At 37.1% G+C, this 25,355-nt stretch carries 24 protein-coding genes; 14 read left to right on the forward strand and 10 right to left on the reverse strand.

The window, feature by feature from the left end; all coding sequences use genetic code 11:
* Positions 1–291 precede the first annotated feature (291 nt).
* The gene (locus AB3M96_RS07270) at positions 292–495 is read right to left on the reverse strand and encodes an alpha/beta-type small acid-soluble spore protein (RefSeq protein ID WP_412966910.1); all 204 of its coding nucleotides are present in this window, start codon (positions 493–495) and stop codon (positions 292–294) included.
* A 287-nt stretch (positions 496–782) separates the two neighbouring features.
* On the opposite strand from AB3M96_RS07270, the gene AB3M96_RS07275 reads away from it, so the two are divergent.
* Positions 783–1,025, forward strand: a complete 243-nt coding sequence (locus AB3M96_RS07275) for a hypothetical protein (protein ID WP_412966911.1) — start codon at positions 783–785, stop codon at positions 1,023–1,025.
* 33 nt (positions 1,026–1,058) lie between these two features.
* Here the strand turns inward: AB3M96_RS07275 and AB3M96_RS07280 are convergent, their stop codons facing one another.
* From AB3M96_RS07280 to AB3M96_RS07315, 8 genes are all read right to left on the reverse strand, one after another.
* Positions 1,059–2,156, reverse strand: a complete 1,098-nt coding sequence (locus AB3M96_RS07280) for an ABC transporter ATP-binding protein (RefSeq protein WP_412966912.1) — start codon at positions 2,154–2,156, stop codon at positions 1,059–1,061.
* A gap of 112 nt (positions 2,157–2,268) precedes the next feature.
* Positions 2,269–3,174, reverse strand: coding sequence for a PucR family transcriptional regulator (locus tag AB3M96_RS07285; protein ID WP_412966913.1), 906 nt, complete (start codon positions 3,172–3,174; stop codon positions 2,269–2,271).
* A gap of 89 nt (positions 3,175–3,263) precedes the next feature.
* Positions 3,264–3,449 carry a hypothetical protein gene (locus AB3M96_RS07290; protein ID WP_412966914.1) on the reverse strand — a complete coding sequence of 62 codons (186 nt, stop codon included), beginning with the start codon at positions 3,447–3,449 and terminating at the stop codon, positions 3,264–3,266.
* Positions 3,450–3,873: 424 nt separating this feature from the next.
* Positions 3,874–4,083, reverse strand: coding sequence for a YheE family protein (locus tag AB3M96_RS07295; protein ID WP_412966915.1), 210 nt, complete (start codon positions 4,081–4,083; stop codon positions 3,874–3,876).
* Positions 4,084–4,095: 12 nt separating this feature from the next.
* Positions 4,096–5,277: a YheC/YheD family endospore coat-associated protein gene (locus AB3M96_RS07300; RefSeq protein WP_412966916.1), complete on the reverse strand. Its 1,182-nt coding sequence runs from the start codon at positions 5,275–5,277 to the stop codon at positions 4,096–4,098.
* Positions 5,274–6,632, reverse strand: a complete 1,359-nt coding sequence (locus AB3M96_RS07305) for a YheC/YheD family endospore coat-associated protein (protein ID WP_412966917.1) — start codon at positions 6,630–6,632, stop codon at positions 5,274–5,276. Before AB3M96_RS07305 ends, AB3M96_RS07300 begins: the two co-directional genes overlap by 4 nt.
* A 4-nt stretch (positions 6,633–6,636) precedes the next feature.
* On the reverse strand, positions 6,637–7,722 hold the full coding sequence (locus AB3M96_RS07310) for a YheC/YheD family endospore coat-associated protein (protein WP_412966918.1): 1,086 nt from the start codon (positions 7,720–7,722) through the stop codon (positions 6,637–6,639).
* A 34-nt stretch (positions 7,723–7,756) separates the two neighbouring features.
* Positions 7,757–9,115 carry a YheC/YheD family endospore coat-associated protein gene (locus AB3M96_RS07315; protein ID WP_412966919.1) on the reverse strand — a complete coding sequence of 453 codons (1,359 nt, stop codon included), beginning with the start codon at positions 9,113–9,115 and terminating at the stop codon, positions 7,757–7,759.
* Positions 9,116–9,688: 573 nt separating this feature from the next.
* Between AB3M96_RS07315 and AB3M96_RS07320 the strand changes: the two genes are divergently transcribed.
* The 10 genes from AB3M96_RS07320 to AB3M96_RS07365 all read left to right on the forward strand — a co-directional run bounded on the left by AB3M96_RS07320 (position 9,689) and on the right by AB3M96_RS07365 (position 21,463).
* Positions 9,689–10,825, forward strand: coding sequence for a DUF445 domain-containing protein (locus AB3M96_RS07320; RefSeq protein ID WP_412966920.1), 1,137 nt, complete (start codon positions 9,689–9,691; stop codon positions 10,823–10,825).
* Positions 10,826–11,077: 252 nt separating this feature from the next.
* Positions 11,078–11,434, forward strand: a complete 357-nt coding sequence (locus tag AB3M96_RS07325; protein ID WP_412966921.1) for a YlbF/YmcA family competence regulator — start codon at positions 11,078–11,080, stop codon at positions 11,432–11,434.
* A 172-nt stretch (positions 11,435–11,606) separates the two neighbouring features.
* On the forward strand, positions 11,607–12,470 hold the full coding sequence (locus tag AB3M96_RS07330) for a Cof-type HAD-IIB family hydrolase (protein ID WP_412966922.1): 864 nt from the start codon (positions 11,607–11,609) through the stop codon (positions 12,468–12,470).
* 306 nt (positions 12,471–12,776) lie between these two features.
* A complete protein-coding gene (locus AB3M96_RS07335; protein WP_412966923.1) occupies positions 12,777–14,294 on the forward strand; it encodes a coproporphyrinogen III oxidase in 1,518 nt (505 codons plus the stop codon).
* Between the two features lie 105 nt (positions 14,295–14,399).
* Positions 14,400–14,900 (forward strand): DinB family protein, encoded by a 501-nt coding sequence (locus AB3M96_RS07340; RefSeq protein ID WP_412966924.1) that lies wholly within the window; start codon positions 14,400–14,402, stop codon positions 14,898–14,900.
* 183 nt (positions 14,901–15,083) lie between these two features.
* Positions 15,084–16,646 carry a fatty acid--CoA ligase gene (locus tag AB3M96_RS07345; RefSeq protein ID WP_412966925.1) on the forward strand — a complete coding sequence of 521 codons (1,563 nt, stop codon included), beginning with the start codon at positions 15,084–15,086 and terminating at the stop codon, positions 16,644–16,646.
* 19 nt (positions 16,647–16,665) lie between these two features.
* Positions 16,666–17,805: an acyl-CoA dehydrogenase family protein gene (locus tag AB3M96_RS07350; protein WP_412966926.1), complete on the forward strand. Its 1,140-nt coding sequence runs from the start codon at positions 16,666–16,668 to the stop codon at positions 17,803–17,805.
* A 3-nt stretch (positions 17,806–17,808) separates the two neighbouring features.
* Positions 17,809–18,918, forward strand: a complete 1,110-nt coding sequence (locus AB3M96_RS07355; protein WP_412966927.1) for a CaiB/BaiF CoA transferase family protein — start codon at positions 17,809–17,811, stop codon at positions 18,916–18,918.
* 25 nt (positions 18,919–18,943) lie between these two features.
* The gene (locus AB3M96_RS07360) at positions 18,944–20,563 is read left to right on the forward strand and encodes a long-chain fatty acid--CoA ligase (protein WP_412966928.1); all 1,620 of its coding nucleotides are present in this window, start codon (positions 18,944–18,946) and stop codon (positions 20,561–20,563) included.
* Positions 20,564–20,674: 111 nt separating this feature from the next.
* Entirely contained in the window at positions 20,675–21,463 is a 789-nt protein-coding gene (locus tag AB3M96_RS07365; protein ID WP_412966929.1) for an enoyl-CoA hydratase, read from the forward strand.
* 40 nt (positions 21,464–21,503) lie between these two features.
* On the opposite strand, the gene AB3M96_RS07370 is transcribed toward AB3M96_RS07365, so the two are convergent.
* Positions 21,504–21,686, reverse strand: a complete 183-nt coding sequence (locus AB3M96_RS07370; protein WP_412966930.1) for a YhzD family protein — start codon at positions 21,684–21,686, stop codon at positions 21,504–21,506.
* Between the two features lie 176 nt (positions 21,687–21,862).
* On the opposite strand from AB3M96_RS07370, the gene AB3M96_RS07375 reads away from it, so the two are divergent.
* The 3 genes from AB3M96_RS07375 (at position 21,863) to AB3M96_RS07385 (ending at position 25,353) form a co-directional block, all read left to right on the forward strand.
* Positions 21,863–22,762: an ABC transporter ATP-binding protein gene (locus AB3M96_RS07375; protein ID WP_412966931.1), complete on the forward strand. Its 900-nt coding sequence runs from the start codon at positions 21,863–21,865 to the stop codon at positions 22,760–22,762.
* Positions 22,755–24,008, forward strand: a complete 1,254-nt coding sequence (locus tag AB3M96_RS07380; RefSeq protein ID WP_412966932.1) for an ABC transporter permease — start codon at positions 22,755–22,757, stop codon at positions 24,006–24,008. The genes AB3M96_RS07375 and AB3M96_RS07380 overlap by 8 nt, the downstream gene beginning before the upstream one ends.
* 112 nt (positions 24,009–24,120) lie before the next feature.
* Complete coding sequence (locus tag AB3M96_RS07385) at positions 24,121–25,353, forward strand: metallophosphoesterase family protein (protein WP_412966933.1); 1,233 nt, start codon at positions 24,121–24,123, stop codon at positions 25,351–25,353.
* Positions 25,354–25,355 lie beyond the last annotated feature (2 nt).

The raw sequence follows: 25,355 nt of genomic DNA on the forward strand, positions 1-25,355 counted from the left end.
GTATTTCTTCTCTTACTTGTAATAAGTCAAGTCAAAACTTGGAACATTAGGTTGAGAGTAAGGAAGGGTGTCTGAGGTAATTCTTAGGGGATAGGAAATTTAGGCAAGATATACTAGAACACAAATATCTTCCTTAAAATAAACCCAGGAATCGTACCCTCAAACAGAAGAAAGTTCAAGTGGAGGTACGTAACTCCGCAATCTTACCAATAACACAACTATGTTTTTACGTAGACAATACAAGAGACACCCCGCAGGGTGCCTCTTTTCAGCCATATTATTTAATTGATATTAAGCTTGACGACCACTCATAGATTGTTGAGCGAAAGATACTAAACGCTTTGTGATTTCTCCACCAACTGATCCGTTTGCGCGAGATGTAGTATCAGCACCTAAGTTTACACCAAATTCTTGAGCAATTTCATACTTCATTTGATCGATTGCTTGTTGAGCACCTGCTACTAATAATTGGTTACTGTTGTTGTTGTTTGCCATGTTCCTTCATCTCCTTAAACTAAGATTTTTTTTGGTGGGTTACTCCGGAATTGCACCAGATATAAGGGTTTCCTTAGCCACTAGGCTAACCCGTAATGTTATTAATTGTTGCTCCGTTGTTGCCGTTGAATTAATGTGTTGCTGTGTTTGTACTAAGTATTATGTGAAATTCAAATGATTATATTCGAAAAAGTAAGTGGCAATTAATTCCTGTAAAAAAGAAAGCATAACACCTTTTTTTCATCAAAAACTAGAAGTACAGGAATACGATAAAAGGGAGACAACTTATGAATATATGCCCGTTATGTAATGGATTGGATACAGCTAGTTTTTCTTGTAATCAATGTGGAAATAGACTGGAGGATTCAGGACGAGTAATCGATTTTTTTGATGATTATAGTGCGTATATGCCAATTGATGAGATGAAAAAAATTGATGGTTACGAGAATACGCTGAGCCAACATGAATGTGCTCATTTGTTTTATTGTAATAACTGTCAGAATGAGGAAGTAAAGTTTATTAAGGAATGAAAAAAGGTCGCCATCGGGCGACCTTTTCGTTTATTAGCGAATTCTTAATTCAGTTTCTGTATCGAAGAAGTGAGATTTGTTCATGTCGAATGCTAGTTCTAAGTTTTGTCCTGGCTTAATGTCTGTACGTGAATCAACACGAGCAACAAATTCTTGACCAGATACTTGTGAGTAAAGCATTGTTTCAGCACCCATTAATTCAGCAACTTCAATGTTAGCAGTTACTTTTGAACCTTGAGAAGCTTCAATGAACACTGGTTCATCATGAATGTCTTCAGGACGAATACCAAGAACAACCTCTTTATTTACATAGCCTTTATCACGAAGAAGTTTCATTTTTCCTTCTGGAACAGCAATTGATACATCTCCAAGTTGGAATGAACCATCTTTTAATGTTCCTTGGAAGAAGTTCATAGCAGGAGATCCAATGAAACCAGCTACGAAGATGTTTTCAGGACTATCATATACATCCTTTGGTGCACCGACTTGTTGAATGATACCATCTTTCATAACTACAAGACGAGTAGCCATTGTCATCGCTTCTGTTTGGTCATGCGTTACGTAGATAGTAGTTGTTTGTAAACGTTGGTGTAGCTTTGAAATTTCTGCACGCATTTGTACACGAAGTTTCGCATCAAGGTTTGATAAAGGTTCGTCCATTAAGAATACCTTTGCATCACGAACGATAGCACGACCTAGTGCAACACGTTGACGTTGTCCACCTGATAAAGCTTTTGGCTTACGAGTTAAGTATTCTTCTAATCCAAGAATCTTAGCAGCGTCTTTTACACGACGATCGATTTCGTCTTTAGGCATTTTACGAAGTTTTAAACCGAATGCCATGTTATCATACACATTCATATGTGGATATAATGCATAGTTTTGGAATACCATTGCAATATCACGGTCTTTTGGTGCAACATCGTTTACACGCTTATCGTCAATGTAGAAATCACCTTTTGAAATTTCTTCAAGACCAGCAATCATACGTAAAGTTGTAGATTTACCACAACCAGATGGACCTACGAATACAATAAATTCTTTATCTTGAATATGAAGGTTAAAGTCTTCTACAGCAGTTACTTTGTTATCATATACCTTATAAATATGGTCAAGTCTTAATTCAGCCACTTTGAGCCCTCCTAATGAAATCGTTTTCTTTCTATAGGCTTAGTTTACTGAATCAACGTAAAACCGTAAATGTAAAAAGTGCACAAAAGTTTGAAAGGGTTTTCGTGCATGTCTACGAATCAGTAAAATGCTCCAATGTAAGAATCGCTAAATAGGTTGTGACAGCACCTTGAAAATGCTTAATATCAATACCGGACTTTTCAATAAACTTGTCAATTCGATATTGTAGACTATTGCGATGCATATATAGGCGCTTTGAGGCATTAGAGACATTTAAGTTACTTTCTAAGAAAACCTTAATATTTTCTAAAAGTTCATCATCATTCTGGATATCCTCTGGTATTACGTTTACAAGGGTGTTCCGGAGGGGGGAATCCATTTTTTCTAGAAATAAATACGGTAAAATATCATGAGTATAGTAAACCTTAGTCTGATACAAATAATGCATTCCTTTTTGGAATAACTCTTTTTCTGTTCTAAAAGTGTCATGTAGCTGTTGAGTTATTGAATGAACCTGTCCAACAAATAAATGGAAATCAGCATAAAAGTCACTAGTTAACGTAACAACTAGCTCTTCAAAGCTAACTTCATCAACTGTTTCATCATTTCGATGCTCAATAATTAAACCGGTGTATTCATTTTCCCAAAGAAATGTAGTTTCCCTTGAAAGTACTGAAACAATAGCTTCTTGGAATTCATGTTTGTCAGTAATAGGTTGGTTTGCGTGTATATGAATCAGTCTGCAATGAGAAAAAGTTTGTGGGCTTTTCATATTTAGTTGATTTAAAAATAAGAGATTATACCAGTATAACTGTATGTCAGACATTTCTTGATTGTTCTTACCATAAGGTGTAAATAGGGAAGATAACAAGGTTACCTCTTGTGAAGTTAGATGGTCTTTTTTAATGCCGAAATAAGCACCAGTTTCTGTTATAAACCACAAATATGTATCGGTTTGAATAGGTAGATCACCAAGGATCAAAGCATCTTTGTAATGCCTTTTTAGATTTTCTAACATTTTAGTTCGTGTCCCTTCTATCCTGCAATCAAAAATCTCCTTCTATTATATCAGAAGGAGATTGTAATGTTGAATGTATGAAAGTTAGCTTATTCTGATGTATGTGGTGGGTCTTCTTTTTCGAAATCGCGTGCTTCTTCTATATTGGTTGAACCATGGAACCGGTGGACACTGCCGCCTGACATTCCTTCGTTAATAAATCGATCTACGTCCATAAATACTTTGTCTTTACCCTCGTATTGAAGGTCAACACGCTCATTCCCTTTTTTAGACATAGGAAAACCTCCTTCCCGATATATGGATAGTGTGTGAAGGAGGTGAGAAAAAAATGCTTTTCAAATCAAATGCACCTTGGCGTATTTGCGCCCGTTTTTTTTCGAGCACGCTCGATAGAGTGAAACTTAATCAGTGGTGATTTTCCACTGATTCTAGTTGCGGCCCACAGGAAGTGGGTCACACAGACGTTGCCACAGGACGTGGCGCTGTTAGTCTGTGTTCACTCTCAGGCTTTTACTGGCAGTTGGCCGTTAGGGCAATATTGCCAGTTAAAGCGTGGAAAATTTCCTTATAAAAATCGAGGCATCCGCCGGAGGCTTTAATTTTATTCATCCGGAGTTTGAACAACAGCTGAATTGTATACTCTTTTTGCATTCATCGCCCACTTTTAGAAGTAGGGGACTTCTGCTGAATAAACTTAAACTACTCATAAACATGAAATAGCATCAGTTCATGAATTTGTTTTGTAACATCGTCGATTTTGTCTATTTCAGGATGTATGCCGTGCCAATCAATACTTCCATCTTTGTTGTATGTGCCATTGTACTTTATCCCGTTTAGGAAAAAGGAAAAGCTCCAGCCAGGAATTTTGCTGCTTTTAAAAAGTGGCTTCCACTGAAAATGCGATATCATACCAAGCTCCCCCTAGGTTGTCTTTGCTTTCATTATAAGGAGTTTGGTTAAATTTTCAAGGCCTTGTTTTTTGATATGAGGCTCATCAAATACCATTGGCTTTGAATTTACTTCATAGATAACATACTGTCCCTCTGTTGAAAGCCCTAAATCAATTGAAAACTCTCCTATAAACTCTCCAATTTGGGAGGTAAGCTCTGTTCCAATTTCATTTGCGATTTTTTCGATCAGTGTTTCATTGAATCGTGATTGAACGTTCGAGTAAGGAATGATTGAACCACCGTTCGGAATATGTGTTGTGATTGTTTTCTTTCCTGCTAGCCTCACACCAATTCCACTTATTGTATAGGATTTTTCGAGAGAATGACAAAGAATCCGTAGGTCATAGCGTTGGTTATTATATTTGTCGGCTTCTATCGCCTCTTGGATAATAAAATCACCCTTTGTAAAGATCCTAGAGTATTCCTTCCAAAATGTTTCAAAGTTCTCAAAAGGTATATTCTCTTTTATTGTTTTTACACAAACTCCTTGATTTTCAAGAGTTATAACATATATCCCTAAACCCTTATGTCCATTAGTGGATTTTACGTAAATTGTTTGGTGTTTAGACAGCATGTTTTCTATATCATCTTTGCTTCGAAAGAGTATGGTATCGGGAAGGAAAACAGAAAGGAATTTGTTTTTTTTCAATATTTGAAACGTCTCCCATTTAGAAAAAAAGGATGGGTTAAAAAAGGGGATAGTCTTATCCCTTAGAATAGAAATGGTATGAAGATATTCAGGCGTTTCCTCCATGTATCTGTATGGGATACGGTTATATACAAGATCAGGCAGTGGGGTTCGCACTCTGATCCATTTTCTCCAGTCATGGTAATAATAGTATCCATCTACAAATTCTTTTTTAAATGAATCTGGAGTTAAAACGATTCCTAAAGCTCCTTGTTCCTGAAGGGCGCCAAGGATTCTCCGACAAGTTGAAACATTACCCAAAAACGAATTTTCACCTGCCCCTGTTAAAATACCGAGAAGAGGTCCGAGTTTCGTACCATCACTTGCAATAGGAAAAGGGAGCGAATCATTGAGTCTGCTCCCCTGGTACGAAATAACCTGATTTGTTTGTCCTAAGGTGTAGTCTATGTTCTTTTCAGTGTGATACCACATTTTAGTAGCTAGGTGGTAGTATAGGGAAATCATTTGAAAAGTTCCTCTGGCGATTTAATTGTAGCTTCAGTTAAATAAATGGCGTATTGCAAAGGAAGCTGACTTGATAATTTATCATATTTCCGCAGTTTTGGGTGTGAAAAAATGGATCTGCCTGGCTTAGAGTTTGCTTCAAACAGCCATACCTTTCCATCTTTATCGACGCCTAAATCAAAACCAATTTCTCCAATATGCCCTTTATATCTTCTATCAATTACTTTACTAAGTGTTAGGGCAGCATCGTTAAGGGAGGATGTAATTCGGTCACACTCTTCTGTATTTGGAAAGATTTCTTGGATTGTACGAATCACTCCACCATTATTTACATGTGTCGTTACACTTCCAAGACCAGATATTTTCGCTGCCATTACACTGACCTGCCATTGACCCTCTTCATTCTTATTGGTGTGGATTCGGAAGTCGACCGCCTTTTTATCAACACGAACTAGATGAATACCTTGCTGCACAATATAATCCTCTAGTCGTCTCTTTTTGAAGTGAGTATTAATTAATGCTTCAATGGTTGAAAAGCGTTGTAATCTGTTTGTATTTTGCTCATCTCGATACCGGCAGTAGTAACCTTCATTTTCCTTATCAAAAATAATTTGGAATATACCTAATCCAAGGCTGCCATTTGCCGGTTTCAGATAGACATGCTGATATTTAGAGAGCATTCGCTCAATTAATGTAAATGTCGGTGTCTTATGTGTTTCAGGAAGATAACTTGCTACTCTGCTATCTCCCTCAAGCAGCTGATGGACCTCCCATTTATCGAAAAATCCAGGATTGAACCAAGGAATTAAATATTCATTATGCAATCTTTGTTTTATTTGTTGAAGAGTTCTATTTTTCTCAGTTTTGCGGTTTGGTAATCGGTCATAGATAACATTTGGAAAAGGAACTTCTATCGTTTCCCAGCCGTTGCGGTGGTGAAATAATCCTTGAATTGTGCCTTTTTCCCAATCGATATGCTTAGCTCCAAAAACAAACACATATGCACCGACAGCTTTTTCCGCTGCTAGGAGCTTTGAAAAAAAGAGTGTTCGCTCACCGATAGGACGAATAGCCGATTCACTAAATCCTGCTGTAAATATGCCAACTAGTGGACCGATATATAGGGTGTCTTCATTGAAAAAAAGTTGAGTCCTGCTAATGTAAGGGATACGTAATGCAGAATATATATCTTCAGAGATTCTTATTTCTTGTTTCTCAACCTGTATAACTTCACATTCACAAGAAGAAGTCCCAAAAAATAGTTGTTTAATTGGAGTATTTAATTTGAAAGTATTAGGAATATAAACTTTTCCTGACTCATTTTTACTTACTGAAAGTGGAAGTGATGTTCGCATAATTTCAGCTCCTTTTTAATCCAGATAGTTGTGAATGTAAATAGAGACAATATCGTAATGGTGCAGTATATAATTCTTCCTTTTTTTCATCGGATGTAGTTTGTAATAATACCTTTCGACCGGGCTTAGAGTTTGTATCCAAGAGCCAAAGTGCGCCGTCCTTTGTAACTCCTACATCAATACCTAATTCAAATAAAGGTGAAAATTGTTCCTCTAATAGAAAGGGAAGTCTTGTAGTTAGTGTTTGGATATTTTCCTGTAATAATAGTTTTTGATTATCTGATAAACTCTCAGACCATTTTTCAAAAGAAATGATCTGTCCACCACCATCTATATTTGAAATAATGTGGTCCACAAAGCCCTGTCTAATTCCACGGCCTTGCTCAATCCATTTCCCTTTTGGATCTTTTTGTAAAAGTATTCGAATATCAAAAGGTCGGTTGTTTTCATCATGAAGTGGTAAGTAAGGTTGCATCAGGTATGGCTGAGTTAAAATGTTATCACTAAGCCAATTCTTTAAATCGCCTCTCGTTGCAAATTGTGTTGTTCGTAGTTGGCCGTTTTCTTTATAAATGGCTTCTGCATAACTTCTGTGTAGGACAAGACCAACAATTCCTCTCCCCATTGAGCCCTTCTCAGGCTTAAGAATTATTTTGTGGATTTTCATCAATGTATGCAGTATGACTGTTGTTGAAGTTGCTTGTTCAGTCGTGGGAATGTAAGGGGAGAGTAGTTTGTCTTGAATGAGTACATTGTGAATGTCCCATTTATTTGGAAGCCCATGCCCTAAAAAAATACAATCAGGTCTGTTTTTTAACCAGTTCATAATTGGTTGACACTTTTTTGAATGGTCATCATTACTGTAGAAACATCGGTCATAAAGGAACGTAGGAATTTCAAATTCTGCCTTTTCCCAAGAGTCTGTTTGAAAATTATAGATTTCACCATGGACATATTCAGACATAGGGTCAATGGAGATTGGGGTAAATCTATAAAACTGGATATTATATGCTTGTGCTCGTTTTGCAATTTCAGTAGCATACGATCTTTCTTGATTTGCATATAGAGTTACAAAACCAAGGGCTATCATCTCTTATCTCTCCTTTCATCATAGATTTTATTGGCTAACGAGAATCTGCAAGATACACACAGTGCTGGATAATTGCCTTGGCACTTGGCCGGATTTTGGTTGAAGGTTTATCTTGTTCTAGGTTCTTGGAAGGTTTTGTGTTGACTTCAATAATCGTAGGTTTACCGTCTTTGTCTAAGGCTAGGTCGATTCCCAGTTCTGCATAAACACCCTCATTCGACATATCAATAATACTTGCAACTTCGATAGACAAGTCCTTCATTAGGCGCTTAATATTTGGAACTTCCCTAGCTTCAAAGTTATCTAACAGAACATCATTCAATTTTTTTATTTCACCACCCCTTGCAATATTTGAAACAAATTGATCTTTAGATGAAACTCTTGCAACTGCTGAAGTTGTACTCCATTTCTCATTTTCTTGTTTTTGGCAAAGAATTCGAAAGTCTAAAGGCATTTCTTTATATTGAAGAAGGGGTATACATTGTTGGACAATGAAGGTTTGTTGTTTAAACCGATAATGCAAGGATTGAAATAGTGCTGTGAAACTATGATAAACTGTTTCGATTTCACCAGAAAACGTCGTATAATCTAGAAAGTATATATTCTCATTGGTTTTGGAAATTCGAAAGATATTCTTTCCTTGACTCCCGTGAACGGGTTTAATAAACACGCATTCATATTTTTCAAGCATTTCATAGAGTATATCTCTATGTGTTAATAACTCTGTATCGGGTAGGTAAGAGAGCAAATGATCATTCTCCTGAAGAATCTCATGAACCTCCCACTTATTTAAAAAATGGTCATTAAAAAAGGGAGTATGGTTTTCTTGCAGGGTACTAACAAACGTTTTAAATAGACTAGATTGCTCTTTTTTTCGAGAGTGAATGCGGTTGTGTACAACATCTGGAAATGGTACGACAGTTTTTTTCCATTTATCATCTCTTAATACAAAACCAACTTGTTCGTTAAACGTATCTATAGAGAATACATAAAAAAATGCACCAACTTGATCTGCGTACATAGATAATTCTCTACAAAAGTTCTCAATCGACCCAAAAGAAACATGATTCTGTTTCTCTGAAATGTCAGTAAGCAGTCCAATGATGGGGCCGAGTGACAGCCGATTTTTGCTAACTTTATAAAGTGAAAGAGAAAAAGTTTCATTTGGCAGTTTGAGTTCTTGTAAAAGTGAGTAACTAAGGTGTATGACAGGGTCTCTTTCATTAATAGATACGATTTCTACAAGAGTACTATTCCTGCTACAGGATAATTCAATTTCTTGTGTATGGTGTAAAGAAAATAAATTGATTATTTTTTCACTTATCTTTATCTTAAAAGGGTGCAACTCTTCATCTGGAAAAGGCACAACCTCAATATGTGTTTTATCTATCATACCGATTCCCTCATTTGCTGACTTGGAGTTCAAGCACTATAATTGTTTAAGTGAATTATATAGTTTTCTATATCCAGCTCCAGCGCCTAGCCAGTTTTCCTGCATGAATAAGCTTCTTCGAGTATCTTGCGCAAAAGCTCTACTTTTAAGCAGCTCGAGGTCGCTTCACCCCTCCTGCGGCGGCAACACTAAGGAATGCTACGTGAGCATAAACCTCGCAGAAAAATTGCTTTAGCAATTTTTTGAGCCTCCTCGTCAGGGTTCCGACGCACAGGACGTGCTAGTGCCGGCGTTGCCACAGGATGTGGCGACATTAGCCGGCCAGCGCTTGTCGGACTTGCACAGGACAAGGAAGGCTACGGCAGCATACACATCGCACGAAGAAAATGCGTAGCATTTTCGAGGATGTGCTGACATCGGCGTTCGCCACAGGACGTGGCGGTTATTTAGTCGATGTTCCTTTTTCCAAGGCGCTTGCGCTTTTATATCTAGGCGAATGCTGATATCGTATCGTATGAAAACTCTTGAAAATCTGTGAGTGAAAATAAATAATGATTTTAAAGGATGGTATACATGGAAGGGTTATTATTGGTTTTATTTATGGCGGTAATAGGTGCAATCATAGGAGGAATTACAAATTCGTTAGCTATTAAAATGCTTTTCAGACCATATAAAGCAGTTTATATTGCTGGGAAACGACTCCCCTTTACACCAGGTTTAATCCCTAAGAGAAGAGACGAACTTGCTGTACAAATGGGGAAAATGGTGGTAGAACATTTGTTAACTCCAGAAAGCATTAAGAACAAGCTACAGGACCAAAGTTTTGTTTCGAGTATTGAAGAATGGGCGAAGGAAGAAGTGGATAATTTTATTTCTTCAGAAAAGAATTTGATACAGATTGCAGAGTCGATTGGTATACATAAATTAGATGTGGTTGCAGAAGAAAAGATCACAGCATTTGTCGAGAAAAAGTATAATCATTTGTTAAGTGAAATTAGGAATAAGCATATTGGTTCCGTAATACCAGCGCCTTTACTTGAAAAGATTGAGGCGAAGTTCCCAGAAGTAGCCACTTATATTGCGGAAAAGGGAATAGAATATTTTGAGAGTGAAGAAGGAAAAGGTCGTCTGCGACGTATGATAGATGATTTTTTAGCCAACAGAGGTATGCTTGGTAACATGCTTCAAATGTTTCTAGGAAATATGAGTTTGGTTGACAAGGTGCAGCCAGAAATAATAAAATTCCTCCAAAATCCAGGAACAAGAGATTTGTTAGTTTCACTAATGGAAAGAGAATGGAATAAGGTAAAGGAATGGGATGTTGAAACACTATTAGAACAAATTGATACTGATAAAGTTCAAACGATAGTAAAAGAGCAAACACTCAAGCTCTTCCCAATTAAGCAATACCTTGAAACGCCAGCAGAAGTGCTGTTACAGCCATTTAAACACAAGATTGTGGAAGACCTAGTTCCAAAAGGTATCGGGCTAATCGGTGACTTTATAGCAGACCGTATTGAACTAATGATGGAACGTCTTCACTTAGCGGAAATTGTTAAAAATCAGGTTGAAACATTCTCTGTAGATCGATTAGAAGAAATGGTACTTTCTATCTCGAAACGAGAGTTTAAAATGATTACGTATCTTGGAGCTTTACTTGGAGGAATAATCGGGATTTTTCAAGGAGTTATCGTTCAAATTTTTCAATAGAATATCACAATAGCCTACTTATGAATATGCTGGTAATTGTGGATAACAAGTTATAGCAATCTTGATAATACATGGTTTACCCACATCACGTGCTTTCTATAGAATAGTTTGTTATAGTTGATGGGTACTATTTAACACATAAAGACTTCCTGAATAGGATTAAAGTGTTAAAAAATGCTACGATTTCCATTTTATAATCGACAACTCATGTAGTTTTTTGGTGCGTAGTAAAGTAAAAAAGGAGGTAAAACAATGGCAGTAAATTTATATGATGTAGCTTATAGTGTAGAGAAGGCAATTCGTGAGAGTGCTGAATATAAACAGTTAAAGCAAATGTACGATGTTGTCAATAGTGATGAGGGTGCAAAACGCTTATTTGAAAGCTTCCGTAACATTCAGCTTTCACTTCAGCAAAAGCAAATGATGGGTGAAGAAATCACTCAGGCAGAAGTAGAACAAGCACAAAAGCAAGTTGCATTAGTTCAACAACATGATAAAATTTCAAAGCTTATGGAAGCTGAGCAACGAATGAGTATGGTTGTGAATGAATTAAATCAAATCATGTTGAAACCGTTAGAAGAGCTATACGGCAGCATGGAACAACAATAAGATACGCGAAGACGAACCCTGCAGAGATGTGGGGTTCTTATTTTGTTTAGTTTCAGTGCCTTTCCCTTGAGGTCTATTCATCGCGCTTGCACTTTTTCATAGTTCTAATCATTCTTCTTTTTTCATAACCATATGTATAGGGACAGCTACATCGAGAAGGAGGATCCGCTATATGTATAGGTTGCTTGCAATAAATGTTGATGGGACGTTATTACGGTCGAATGGCAGACTTCAAAGTGGTACTAAGGAAGCCATTGATTTTGTTCGGGCGAAGGAAGTGTATGTGACATTAATTACAAGACGTCACTTTCCATCAACAAAAAAGATCGCCAAGGCACTAAAACTAGATTCATTGCTAATAACACATAATGGTGCATTTATTAGTGATAATCTTGATAATCCAATTCATGTTAAACGAATCTCAGAAGAAAAGACTTTTAATATTGTTCAAGTTCTAGAAAACTATAAAGTATCGATTCGACTGCAGCATGAAAAATTCTCTATTGGTAATCGAATGAGATTTCCAGGAAACCTGATTGCAAAAGCAATGTTCGGTTCGGGAGATCCATTGTTTTATCCAATGCAGTTTGTAGATTCACTAGGTGACTACCTGACTGATAATCCAGTAGCTCCACCAAAAGTTGAGGTTTATTCTCAAAGTGAAGATGAACTAAAAAATGTAAAAGAAACCATCTTAGAGCATTTTGAATATGTTCAAGTGGATTTGGTTGAACCTCACAAATTAGAAATTGTCCCGGTTGGTGTATCAAAGTTAATTGGATTAAAAGCATTAGCAAATCATTTAGATATTCCGTTATCTGAAACGGTTGTTATTGGTGATTCTCATGATGATATTGAAATAATTGAAGCGGCAGGACTGGGTGTTGCAATGTGGAATGCACCGAAGGAAGTGAAATTTGCAGCGGACTGGGTAACACGGTCAAATAACATGAATGGTGTATCCTACATGATTAAGGAACACTTTAGAAAACAACAGAGAATTGAGTTTTTAAAACAAATTAAAATTGAAAAATAACTTGCACTTATCTTAAATATGTAAGTTCGGACCTCCGCATTTTGATGTGGGGGTTTTGTTTAATTTGGCTAATGTTTAAAACGTAGAGTATCAGCTGTATTTTAGAATAATGGCCGTAAATCCAGAGTAACGATAGTATTTAAGAATTAACGCCATTATTTTTACTATAACGACAGTAACTTATTTACTGATAGGTAAATGCGCCATTAACACATAAACAAATTTTTAACAGTAATTCTCATATTGATTCTAAAACCTACATTCTGTACACTTAAGTAAGCTAATTTTAGAAAAGGTGAGACTCAAATGCGTATTTTATTTACTGGGCTAGAGGATGAAAGATTTAGTAGACCCCTTCAGCTAATTACTAATCTTTTTTATGAAGAAAGTGAGCTTTCGATCACGACATTAGCGGATCCTGAGCTTATTATAGATATTCAATATTCAATTGCTGATTCGATTATAACTGCCCATGCAAAGCTTACAGAAATCGCAACTGGTAACATGTATGAAGGAAACTATTCAAAGGAATTTCCTCCGTTTGAAACAGAAAAAGAAATGTTTAAGAAAGTAAAAAGTGCTGTTTCCCATGTGTATGTAACTGTCTTACAGGAACTGACAGGAGTTATCCAACCTTGGGGAATCTTAACAGGTATCCGACCAACAAAGCTCCTCCATAAAAAGCGTAACGCAGGCGTTTCGTATGAGGAGGCACATAAAGAATTAAAAGAAGACTATCTAATTACGGATGAAAAAATAGAATTGATGCAGCAAATTGTAGAGCGACAGTTAACAATGGTTCCAGATTTATATGACCTTCAAAAAGAAGTTAGTATTTATATAGGTATTCCATTTTGCCCTACGAAATGTGCCTATTGTACCTTCCCTGCATATGCAATAAACGGAAGACAAGGTTCTGTGAATTCATTTTTAGGCGGACTTCACTATGAAATGCGTGAAATCGGTCGATGGTTGAAAGAAAATAGAATTAAAATTACCACTGTCTATTATGGCGGAGGTACACCAACAAGCATAACTGCCGAAGAAATGGACATGCTTTATGAAGAAATGTATGAGTCATTTCCAGATGTGAAGGACATCCGAGAAATTACTGTGGAAGCAGGAAGACCAGACACCATTACACCTGAAAAGCTTGATGTTCTTAAAAAGTGGAATATAGACAGAATCAGTATCAACCCACAATCGTATATTCAAGAAACCCTAAAAGCAATTGGACGTCATCATACGGTTGATGAAACGATAGAAAAGTTCCATTTGGCACGTAAGATGGGTATGAATAATATAAATATGGATTTGATTATTGGTTTACCTGGAGAAGGTGTTGAAGAGTTTAACTATACTCTCTCGGAAACTGAAAAATTAATGCCTGAATCTTTAACAGTGCACACTTTATCATTTAAACGTGCATCTGAAATGACAAGAAATAAAGATAAATACAAGGTTGCAGGACGAGAAGAAATCACACAAATGATGGACAATGCTTCTACTTGGACGCAGGAACATGGCTATGTGCCATATTACCTGTATCGTATGAAAAACATTCTCGGTAATTTAGAAAATGTCGGCTATGCTCTTCCAGGTCAAGAAAGCATCTACAATATTATGATCATGGAGGAACAACAGACTATTATCGGTTTAGGTTGTGGAGCAGCAAGTAAATTTATTGAGCCAGACACAGGCAAAATCACACAATTTGCAAACCCGAAAGACCCAAAAACCTATAACGATAGTTTTGCTGAGTATACTGAAAAGAAACTAAATATCCTCAATGACTTGTTCAAAGTACCAAGCTCTCATTCTTAAGAATGGGAGTTTTTTATTTAAAAATACGATTCTAAAGAAAAATCGGCATGAAACTACTGCTCAAAAAATACTATAAAAAGAACGAAAGTATAGGAGGAAACTAGGATGACTCTTACTACAAAAGAAGTATTAATTGCTCAATTTTCAGCAAGCATTGACCAACCGAATTGGTTTGTGCCACTTAAAAATGTTTTAGCAGAAGTAACACGATCACAAGCAATGAAAAAAGTAGGTGCTGAAAATTCAATTTGGGAGATTGTGGCTCACCTAACTTTTTGGAATGACCGTTATTTACAACGATTTAAAGGCAACCAACTTGAAGAATCAATGATCTCTAGTAATGATGACACTTTTACCTTTCTAGAAGAAGGAGAAGATAGCTGGAGAAGAGCTGTTGAAAAGTTGTTGTTTGTAATGGAAGATTGGAGAAATACTCTCAAGAATGCAGATGATGAGAAACTAGAAAGTAGAGTAAGACCAGATCTAGAAGGGGACTGGAACACGACCATTGCAAATATCAACATTCATAACTCCTACCATATTGGGCAGATTCTTCATAACCTCAAGCAGCAGGGAGTATGGAATCCCAAAAACGGTGTTCATTAACATAGGGGGTATAGATAAAACTCTTTTACAATAAAAAACTGAAAAGTTAAAAAATTAAAAGGGATTTTCTCCTATGATGAGGAATTAATCTAGTACTAGACATCATAAAGATTAACTGATTAGTACTTTCAATTTCCGAATTTTTTGTAAGCGTTTTCTGGTAACTTAAAAAGGGGGATTTATATGTACGTTAGCATAGGTACTCTATTCGAACAGACAGTTAGCAAATTTCCAAAGAAAGAAGCACTAGTTGACCGAACAAAAGGAATCCGCTGGACATATCATCAATGGAATGAAGAAGTGAATAAACTAGCAAATGCATTTATTGCTTCTGGTGTAAAGAAAGGCGACCGGGTTTCTACCTACCTTTTTAACAATAGTGAACTGGCAACTACTTTTTTTGCTTGCACCAAAATTGGCGCAATCTTAAACCCTATTAACTTTAGATTAAAGTCTCAGGAAATCGCATATATTTTACAAGATGCAAAGCCAAAGGTATTTTTATTTGAAAAAGTCTTAGAGCCAAACATTGCTCCAATTGCAGAAGAATACCCACAAACATCGTTTTGGTCAATTGATGATGTTACCCCAACCTATGCTGTTAACTACCATGAACGAGTTAGTCAAGCTTCTACGAAGTCACCTCAAGTTACCGTTTCAGAAGATGATGTATATGCGATTATGTACACAAGTGGTACCACTGGTAAACCCAAAGGGGTTATGCACCGCCATCGTGATATGGTTGAGCAGAGCATGACATGTATAGCGGCAAAGCGGCTTACACATAATGACCGAGGCTTAGTAACAGCACCGATGTTTCACTGTGCAGAGCTTCATTGCTGTTTTTTACCTCGAGTCCATGTAGGAGCAAGTAATGTGATTATCCACCATTTTGAACCTAAGCAAGTACTGCAAAGCATTCAGGAAGAGAAGATTACGGTTATGTTTGGAGCTCCGACCATGTGGAATATGATTCTACAGGAAAATCTAGAAAACTATGATATCTCCTCGTTACGCCTTGGATTATATGGTGCAGCACCGATGGCGCCGGTATTAGTCAAAGCATGTAAAGAAAAGCTTGGCGTTAATTTAATCCAAGCATACGGTATGACAGAAATGGGACCGGCTATTACGTTCCTTACTGAGGATGAACAACTTACAAAAGCAGGTTCTGCAGGCAAAGCTTGTTTTAATCATGAGGTACGTGTTGTGAGACCAACTGAAGATGGACCATCAGACCCCGAGGATATGTTACCTCCATATGAAGTCGGAGAGATTATCGTTAGAGGACCAAGTATGATGGTGGGGTATTTTAATAGAGAAGAAGCAACTGAGAAGTCATTATATAAAGGGTGGTATCATTCTGGTGATTTAGGATATTTCGATGATGATGGCTATCTTTATGTAGCAGATCGTGTTGACGATATGGTAATCAGTGGCGGGGAAAATGTATACCCACGAGAAGTGGAGGATGTCTTATATGAACATGAAGGTGTCCTGGATGTTGCAGTTTTAGGGGAACCTCATGAAAAATGGGGTGAATTAGTTATAGCAGTTGTTGTGAAAAAGGATCCCCAGGTAACTGAACATGAACTTGATTCATTTTGTAAAAATAGTGATAAATTAGCGGGTTATAAGAGACCGCGTAAGTATATATTTGTAGACGAACTGCCACGTAATGCGAGTGGGAAAATACAAAAGTTTTTATTACGTCAGCAATTCACAGGCGATACAGCAAAAGCGTAAAAAGTAGGAGGCAACAATAATGACAGCGCGTTACTTACAAGAAGAGCATCATATACTACGTGATGCATTTCGAAAGTTCTTAGAAAAAGAAGCATATCCTTTTTTTAATCAATGGGAGAAAGACGGAATCATTCCAAGATCATTCTGGTCAAAGATGGGAGAGAATGGTTTCCTTTGTCCATGGGTAGATGAAAAATATGGCGGGTTACAAGCTGATTTTGGTTATTCAGTTGTTATTAATGAAGAACTTGAAAAAGTTGGAGCAAGCATGGTAGGGATTGGTCTACATAACGATATTGTAGTACCGTACCTCAACGAATATGGAACAGAAGAACAAAAGAAGAAATGGTTGCCTAAATGTATTTCTGGTGAATTCATAACAGCCATAGCCATGACTGAGCCGGGAGCAGGTTCAGATTTGGCAGGTATCAAAACAACAGCTATAAAAGATGGTGACCACTATATAGTGAACGGCCAAAAGACTTTTATTACAAATGGCATACATGCTGACCTTGTTGTCGTAGTTTGTAAAACAAATCCTAAAGAAAGACATAAGGGAATCAGTTTATTAGTAATTGAAAAAGATACACCTGGTTTTTCAAGAGGAAGAAAATTAGAGAAAATCGGTCTCCATTCACAGGACACAGCTGAGTTGATTTTTGAGGATGCGAGAGTACCTGCTGAGAATCTATTAGGAGTAGAAGGTAAAGGATTTTATTATCTTATGCAACAGTTACAGCAGGAACGATTAATTGTGGCTCTCTCTGGACAAATCGCCGCCGAAACTATGTTGAAGCTAACTGTTAAATACGTAAAAGAGAGAGAAGCATTTGGCCAGTCGATTAGTAAATTCCAAACTGTTCAATTTAGACTAGCTGAAATGGCAACAGAAATTGAAATTGGCCGAACGTTTATAGATGATTTGATTGAACAACATATGGCTGGTAAGGATGTAGTTACAAAAGTATCAATGGCAAAATGGTGGCTAACAGATCTGGCTAAAAAAGTAGCAGCAGAATGTATGCAGTTGCATGGTGGTTATGGATATATGGAAGAATATGAGATTGCCAGAAGGTATCGAGATACGCCAGTTTCTGCTATTTATGCGGGAACGAACGAAATCATGAAAACAATTATCGTAAAAAACATGGGGCTTTAAAACATGTACTTAAAAGGGAGAACAGTCCTAGACTTCTCACAATATATCCCAGGTCCTTATGCGGCGTTAAGATTAGCAGACTTTGGGGCAACTGTCATCAAAGTCGAGCCTCCTAATGGAGAGCTTGCTCGTGCAAAAATGGGTCCACCGGATGAACAAGGAATTGTATTTGAGGCAAACAATGCTTCTAAACAAAGCATTACAGTCAATTTAAAAAGTGAAGGCGGGTTAGAACGAGCTTTTGAGTTAATAAAAAGTGCCGATGTACTTATAGAAAGTTTTAGACCAGGAGTAATGAAAAGACTTGGACTTGACTATGAATCTGTGAGCAAAGCCAATGAAAAAATTATCTATTGTTCTATTTCAGGCTATGGGCTTGTGGGAAAGGAAGCAACTCTAGGTAGTCATGATATAAATTATCTATCACTAACAGGTGTCCTTTCCCAATTGAAGGATCATAAAGGGAGACCAATACATCCATCGTTAACACTCGCAGATCATCTAGGAGGAATGGCTGCATCTGAAAGCATACTAGCTGCATTATTTGCAAGAGGGCAAACAGGGAGAGGAACATATATCGATGTTTCACTAGTAGATGCGTTGTTAGGATTAATGAATAATCATTTTGTCCTAGCACATAAAACAGGAAAGCAAAATGGAATTACAGCTTTAGCAGGTACCATTGTTTCGTATGCTATCTATGAAACTAGCGATCACAGGTATGTTAGTCTAGGCGCTTTAGAGAAAAAGTTTTGGGAGAACTTCTGTAATGCTTGTGAAAAACCTGAATGGATAAAAACTCAATATTCTTACGCAAATCTAGAGAATCCTACCTTCATGGAACTAACTAATCTTTTTAAAAGCAAAACTCTAGCAGAATGGAGTGAGTTTGCTGAAGAGGTAGATTGCTGCCTTGCACCAGTACTTGAAGCCACAGAAGCAATGAATAGGTACGGCAGTGGAGTTCGTCAGATGATTGTAAAGGATAAAGAGAGTGTCCAGGTTGCAACTCGATATGAGCAGGATTTTGTAGTAAGAAGAACGAGTGCTCCAGCGTTAGGAGAGCATAGTGAAAAAATCATCCAAGGACTGGCTAAAAAGAAAAGTCTTTAAATACATTTTATGGAGGAATGTAAGTATGATGAATGTACCGTTGCTTGTTTCTTCTATGTTAGAACGCGCAGAAAAGTATTATCCAAAGAAAACAGTTGTCACAAGGACATCTACTGGAATTGTGACTCACACGTATAAGGAAATAGGCGAGAGAACAAGGAAACTTTCAAGTGCTCTCCACAAATTAGGGGTAGCCAAAGGAGAACGTGTGGGTACTCTTGCGTGGAACCATCACCGCCATCTGGAGACGTATTTTGCTATTCCTGGGGTAGGTGCTGTTTTACATACCATTAATATTCGACTATCACCTGCTCATATATCCTATATAGTGAATCATGCAGAAGATAAAATTTTATTTGTAGATGATGATTTGCTACCTTTGATTGAAAAAATAAAAGACGAACTACAAACGGTAGAAGCCTTCGTTATTATGACTGATAAGGAAGACTTACCAGAAACTACCCTTGAGCCAGTCTATCATTATGAGCAACTCATTAGTGAAGGGAACCCATCATTTGAATTCGAAAAAGATATTGATGAAAATGACCCGGTTGGGATGTGCTATACTTCTGCAACTACAGGTAATCCAAAAGGTGTGATCTATTCTCATCGTGGAGTTGTCTTACATAGTATGGCCCTTGGACTTGCAGACAGCTCCGGTTTATCTGAAAGTGATATAGCAATGCCAGTTGTGCCAATGTTCCATGTAAATGCATGGGGAATTCCGTTTGCTGCCACATGGTTTGGTACGACACAAATAATGCCAGGACCTTATTTTACACCAAAAATTATTGCGGAACTAATTGAATCACAAAAAGTCACAATTACAGCAGGGGTACCAACCATTTGGTTAGGACTTCTGAATGAACTAGAGCAAGGAAACTATGACACTAGTAGTTTAACTCGTATCTTATGTGGAGGTTCTGCAGCACCTAAGGGGCTTATTAAAGCATTCGAGTCAAAATATAAAATTCCATTTATTCATGCGTATGGCATGACTGAAACAACGCCTCTTGTTGTACTATCTCGCTTAAAGAGCTACCAAAATGATTTGTCTGATGAAGACAAATTGGAAATTCGGTCAAAACAAGGTTCACTAGTCCCTCTTGTAGATATGAAGGTGGTTGGACCTGATGGTGAAGTAGCTTGGGATGGCAAAGAAATGGGAGAACTTCTATTAAGAGGAAACTGGATTGCAGATGAATATTATAAGGATGAGAGAACCAAAGATGCTTTTAGAGATGGCTGGTTACATACCGGGGATGTTGTAACAGTTGATGAAGAAGGAATTGTAAAAATTGTCGACCGTACAAAGGACTTAATTAAGAGCGGTGGGGAATGGATTTCATCAGTCGATATTGAGAATGCTCTGATGGCTCATGATGCGGTATTTGAGGCTGCTGTTATCGCTGTTCCTCATGAAAGATGGCAGGAACGACCACTTGCATGTGTTGTTTTAAAAGATACTGCTAAAGATACAACGACTAAAGAAGATCTTTATGAGTTCTTAAAACCTCAATTTGCAAAGTGGTGGCTACCAGACGATATTGTCTTTATGAACGAGATACCAAAAACTTCTGTAGGAAAGTTTTTAAAGAGAGCTTTACGAGACCAATTGAAGGAACATCTATCAGAAATGAAGTAGTAATGCACGGCCATCCATCTTCAGTGGATGGCTTAAACTATTAGAAAATTATTTCTATTATACTTATATAATTGTATAATGGAAACAAATAACAAACAGGGGGTAGTAAAAATGGCAACTCAACAAAGTGAAACTGTTTTTTTACATATCGATAATAGAGTAGCTCATGTCACTCTTAATCGTCCTCAAGCAATTAATGCAATGGATGTCACGATGTTAAATGAACTTGTACAAACGTTAAAAGAGGTAGCATCCAACGATGAAGTAAGCATTGTTATTTTGTCTGGAAGTGGGCGAGGTTTTTCGGCTGGTGGAGATATCAAAACGATGCTAAGCTCTACTGATGAAAGTGCATTTGGACCAGTAATGGATACTATTTCAGAACTTATGACAACGCTTTATACAATGCCGAAACTAGTGATAAGTGCAATTCATGGACCAGCTGCGGGACTAGGACTCAGTTTTGCGCTTGCTGCAGATTATATTATTGCTGATAGACATTCCATTTTAGCAATGAATTTTATTGGAATCGCTTTAATTCCAGATGGTGGTGGACACTTCTTCCTACAAAGAAGACTTGGAGAAGCTAAGGCGAAGCAAGTCATCTGGGAAGGAAAACAAATGTCTCCTGAGGAAGCGCTATCAATCGGGTTAATCGATGAAGTGGCTGACGATGACTTACAAGGCGCAGTTTTACAAAAGGTTGGAAAATGGTTAAAGAAACCGGTGAAAGCAATGGTACAAACAAAAACAATTTTTAACCAGGTTCACTTACCAGAACTTAAGACAATACTAGAATTAGAGAAACAAGGACAACAGGAAATGCGAAATACAGAGGACCATCAAGAGGGCGTAAGGGCTTTTCTAGAAAAGCGTAAGCCAACATTTGTAGGGAAATAAGTAGTAAAAGAAAAAGGTTACCAATGGGTAACCTTTTTCTTTAACGATGGAATAAAATTAGTTTCCCTGCAGAGCTTGTGCAGCGGTGCGTCGCTTCCAAATAGTTGTTCTCCTGCAACTTTTTTTCGCCTATTTCTTTCGCTTCTTTTTCAGATGCTGCCTCGAAGGATTCCTCTAAAAGCATTTCTCCAGATTTATCAAATACAGTTAAAACGTAATTCATTTCATTAATCTCCTTTTGTATAAAAATTCTGATACTTAAAGTTTAGTAGATAGCCAGGCTTGATGCAACAATTATGATATAGGCCATGGTAGCTTTTTATATGGAAAAAGTTGTAGAAAAATGAAACCAAAAGTACATTTAAACGTACTACCTAATGGGAGAAGGAGGAGACGAAAATGGCATTACAACTAGAAAATGTTACAAAGCGTTTTGGAAAGTTTACAGCAGTAGATCATTTATCTATTGAAATACCTGAAAAGGAAATGTTTGGATTTCTAGGTGCGAACGGTGCTGGAAAAACGACAACGTTTCGTATGATTCTTGGATTACTAGACGCTACTGAAGGCCGTATTTCATGGGACGGTAAAAAGATTAATTATGATACGAGTCATCTAATAGGATACTTACCTGAGGAAAGAGGACTATATCCGAAAATGAAGGTTCGAGATCAACTAGTCTATTTAGCTAGATTGCGTGGTATGGAAAAACAGGAAATCCTGAAACAAATTGATTATTGGTTAGAAAGATTTAAAGTTCCTGAATATGCTACAAAAAAAGTCGAGGAGCTTTCAAAAGGAAATCAGCAAAAAATTCAATTCATAGCGTCAGTGATTCATAAGCCAAAACTTCTAATTTTAGACGAACCATTCAGTGGACTTGACCCTGTCAATGTAGAGCTCTTAAAAGAAGCAGTTGTAGATTTAAAAAATGAAGGAACATCAATCGTGTTCTCTAGTCATCGTATGGAGCATGTAGAAGAGTTATGTGAACATCTATGTATTATGCATCATGGAAAGCCTGTTGTGCATGGATCTCTAAAAGAAATTAAACGCTCTTTTGGTAAGAAAAATGTAATCGTTCATGCAGATTTTGATATTAGTCATCTGAAAAGTATTCCTGGTGTAACGAAAGCAAAGGAAACGGCAGAAGGACTTCACCTTCAGGTAGAGAGTGAGCAAATATCCCAAAAAATATTAGAATCAATCTCTGGTAAAGGTTTTGTAAGAAAGTTCGTACTCGAGGAACCATCCCTCAACGATATCTTTATTGAGAAAGTGGGTGCTTCCTATGAATAAGTTTTGGATTATTCTTTTCCATACGTATTGGAGTAAGCTTAAAACAAAATCCTTTATAATTACAACAATTGTCACTGCATTACTTATTTTTGGATTATCAAATATCCAAACAATTATTGAGACGTTTGATAAAGAGGAAGATATAAATATTGCCGTATTAACTAAAAATGATGGCCTCTTTACAGCTTTTGAACAGACACTTAACGCCTCGTCACCTGACATAGAATTAGAGAGATTTGATGGAAATGAGACAGAAGCTGAGAAGAAGGTAAATGATGGAGATCTTACAGGATACCTCCTTTTATCAGAAAATGCAGATGGATTACCAGAGGGTGTCTATAAGGCAACATCAATTACAGATTCTGAAGTGTCTGGCCAATTAGAACAGACACTACAACAGTTAAAGGTAACTATTGCTACGACGAAAGCCGGTTTAACTCAAGACCAAATTACTGAGCTATATTCTCCTGTATATTTTGAAAAAGTGGCACTTGCTGAAAATGCTAAATCCGAGGAAGAACTTAGTCAAGCTCGTGGATTAGTATATGTGCTTCTATTTGTGATCTATTTCGCAGTCATTATGTATGCAAACATGATTGCGATGGAGGTAGCAACTGAAAAATCATCAAGAGTAATGGAGATTCTAATATCTAGTGTTTCACCTATTAAACAAATGTTTGGAAAAATCCTTGGAATCGCTTTGCTTAGTTTAACTCAATTTGCGGTAATCCTTGCTATTGGATACGCATCACTAAAACAAAGCATGTCAGAGATGGATGGTGGATTCTTTGAGGTGTTTGGTTTCGGTGATGTACCAGTTTCAACATTTGTTTATGCGGTTGTTTTCTTTATATTAGGTTACTTCTTATTCGCGACTTTAGCAGCATTCTTAGGATCTCTGGTAAGTCGTATTGAAGATATTAACCAAATGATCACACCTATGACTCTGATAATTGTGGCTGCATTCATGATTGCAATGTTTGGTTTAACAAAGCCAGAAGCTCCGTTTATTACAGTAACATCTTATATTCCGTTCTTTGCGCCAATGATTATGTTCCTACGAGTAGGAATGTTAACAATCCCAACTTGGGAAATTGCATTAAGTATTGGCTTACTTGTTTTAACCATTGTCCTTCTAGCTATATTTGGGGCTCGAGTATATCGTGGCGGAGTACTAATGTATGGAAAGTCGTCGTCCTTTAAAGACATAAGACAAGCACTGCATCTAACGAAAAAAGAGAAATGATTTTACAGCACGCGACCAATGGTTGCGTGTTTTTCTTTTCTATAAATAAGAACGTGCATTCGTATGATTCGGGTGGTAAAATGAAAGTACTAATACTAGGAGGACGGACTGTATGAAGGAACTTACTTTTTTACATATTGCTGATTTACATCTAGATAGTCCATTTTCAGGGTTATCAAATCTTCCAAAAGGTATATTTAAGCGTGTTCAGGAAAGTACTTTTATCTCTTTATCACGATTAATAAATGCTGCCATTAAACATCGGGTTGATTTTGTCGTTATTTCAGGTGACCTATTTGATGGGGAAGATAGAAGTTTACGTGCTCAGTCAAGATTCCGTATGGAAATGGAACGCCTCCAAAAATACGATATTGCTGTGTATATCATTCATGGAAATCATGATCACTTAGGAGGAAGTTGGCCACATTTTGAATGGCCAAGTAATGTACATGTGTTTACAAGCGAAGAAGTTGAAGTAAAGTCTTATGAAAAAGAAGGACAGGTTCTGGCAAACATATATGGCTTTAGCTACTTAAGGAAATCAGTAGAAGAAAATAAAACACGTTTTTATGTAAAAAAAGATGAATCTCCTTATCATATAGGTTTACTGCATGGAAGTATTGAAGGAGAAAGCAGTCATAGCCGTTATGCTCCATTTTTACTTTCAGAGCTACTACAAAAAGAGTTTGATTACTGGGCACTCGGCCATATTCATAAAAGAGACGTATTATCCGAGAATCCGCCGATTATATATCCAGGGAATATTCAAGGCAGGCATAGAAAGGAAACAGGTGAGAAAGGTGGATATCTCGTAACCCTATCAAGCCAGGGCGCTACGACTATCTTTATACCTACCGCAGAGATTCTATGGGAAACTACTTCTTTTGATATTACGGGTATTAAGAGCTTTAACGAGCTTAGCGACCAACTATTTTCCTTAAAAGATAGCCTTCGTAAAGGAAAGCAAGGTTTATTTTTAACCATTGAATTAATAGGTTCAGGGACCCTCCACGAGAGTCTTCAAGACAACACGACACAGGAAGACTTAGTCGCGCTATTAAATGATGATGAAGAGTCAAACAATTTTGTTTGGGTGAGTAAAGTAAAGTTTAATAGCCAAATAGAAATTGACCGTGACAAACTTAAAAAAGAATCACATTTTATTAGTGATTTGTTGGAAAACATTGAGACTTATGAGGAGTATGGTGATGCATTTGCCCCTTTACGTAGCAATCAAGGCTATAGAAGATATGTAGAGTCATTTACTGACGAGGAATTACAGGAGATTCTCCAAGAGGCAGAAAAGCTAATCCTTTCAAATATAAATCAAGCAAAAAGGGGGTGACC

Origin of the sequence: Ferdinandcohnia jepli (assembly GCF_047246645.1) — a bacterium.
Classification (GTDB): Bacteria; Bacillota; Bacilli; order Bacillales; family Bacillaceae_L; genus Ferdinandcohnia.

Excerpts from the sequence above, each read along its gene's own strand:
- AB3M96_RS07270 (WP_412966910.1), bottom strand. The coding sequence starts at position 495 with ATGGCAAACAACAACAACAGTAACCAATTATTAGTAGCAGGTGCTCAA.
- AB3M96_RS07275 (WP_412966911.1), top strand. The coding sequence starts at position 783 with ATGAATATATGCCCGTTATGTAATGGATTGGATACAGCTAGTTTTTCT.
- AB3M96_RS07285 (WP_412966913.1), bottom strand. The coding sequence starts at position 3,174 with ATGTTAGAAAATCTAAAAAGGCATTACAAAGATGCTTTGATCCTTGGT.
- AB3M96_RS07290 (WP_412966914.1), bottom strand. The coding sequence starts at position 3,449 with ATGTCTAAAAAAGGGAATGAGCGTGTTGACCTTCAATACGAGGGTAAA.
- AB3M96_RS07295 (WP_412966915.1), bottom strand. The coding sequence starts at position 4,083 with ATGATATCGCATTTTCAGTGGAAGCCACTTTTTAAAAGCAGCAAAATT.
- AB3M96_RS07300 (WP_412966916.1), bottom strand. The coding sequence starts at position 5,277 with ATGATTTCCCTATACTACCACCTAGCTACTAAAATGTGGTATCACACT.
- AB3M96_RS07305 (WP_412966917.1), bottom strand. The coding sequence starts at position 6,632 with ATGCGAACATCACTTCCACTTTCAGTAAGTAAAAATGAGTCAGGAAAA.
- AB3M96_RS07310 (WP_412966918.1), bottom strand. The coding sequence starts at position 7,722 with ATGATAGCCCTTGGTTTTGTAACTCTATATGCAAATCAAGAAAGATCG.
- AB3M96_RS07315 (WP_412966919.1), bottom strand. The coding sequence starts at position 9,115 with ATGATAGATAAAACACATATTGAGGTTGTGCCTTTTCCAGATGAAGAG.
- AB3M96_RS07320 (WP_412966920.1), top strand. The coding sequence starts at position 9,689 with ATGGAAGGGTTATTATTGGTTTTATTTATGGCGGTAATAGGTGCAATC.
- AB3M96_RS07325 (WP_412966921.1), top strand. The coding sequence starts at position 11,078 with ATGGCAGTAAATTTATATGATGTAGCTTATAGTGTAGAGAAGGCAATT.
- AB3M96_RS07330 (WP_412966922.1), top strand. The coding sequence starts at position 11,607 with ATGTATAGGTTGCTTGCAATAAATGTTGATGGGACGTTATTACGGTCG.
- AB3M96_RS07335 (WP_412966923.1), top strand. The coding sequence starts at position 12,777 with ATGCGTATTTTATTTACTGGGCTAGAGGATGAAAGATTTAGTAGACCC.
- AB3M96_RS07340 (WP_412966924.1), top strand. The coding sequence starts at position 14,400 with ATGACTCTTACTACAAAAGAAGTATTAATTGCTCAATTTTCAGCAAGC.
- AB3M96_RS07345 (WP_412966925.1), top strand. The coding sequence starts at position 15,084 with ATGTACGTTAGCATAGGTACTCTATTCGAACAGACAGTTAGCAAATTT.
- AB3M96_RS07350 (WP_412966926.1), top strand. The coding sequence starts at position 16,666 with ATGACAGCGCGTTACTTACAAGAAGAGCATCATATACTACGTGATGCA.
- AB3M96_RS07355 (WP_412966927.1), top strand. The coding sequence starts at position 17,809 with ATGTACTTAAAAGGGAGAACAGTCCTAGACTTCTCACAATATATCCCA.
- AB3M96_RS07360 (WP_412966928.1), top strand. The coding sequence starts at position 18,944 with ATGATGAATGTACCGTTGCTTGTTTCTTCTATGTTAGAACGCGCAGAA.
- AB3M96_RS07365 (WP_412966929.1), top strand. The coding sequence starts at position 20,675 with ATGGCAACTCAACAAAGTGAAACTGTTTTTTTACATATCGATAATAGA.
- AB3M96_RS07370 (WP_412966930.1), bottom strand. The coding sequence starts at position 21,686 with ATGAATTACGTTTTAACTGTATTTGATAAATCTGGAGAAATGCTTTTA.
- AB3M96_RS07375 (WP_412966931.1), top strand. The coding sequence starts at position 21,863 with ATGGCATTACAACTAGAAAATGTTACAAAGCGTTTTGGAAAGTTTACA.
- AB3M96_RS07380 (WP_412966932.1), top strand. The coding sequence starts at position 22,755 with ATGAATAAGTTTTGGATTATTCTTTTCCATACGTATTGGAGTAAGCTT.
- AB3M96_RS07385 (WP_412966933.1), top strand. The coding sequence starts at position 24,121 with ATGAAGGAACTTACTTTTTTACATATTGCTGATTTACATCTAGATAGT.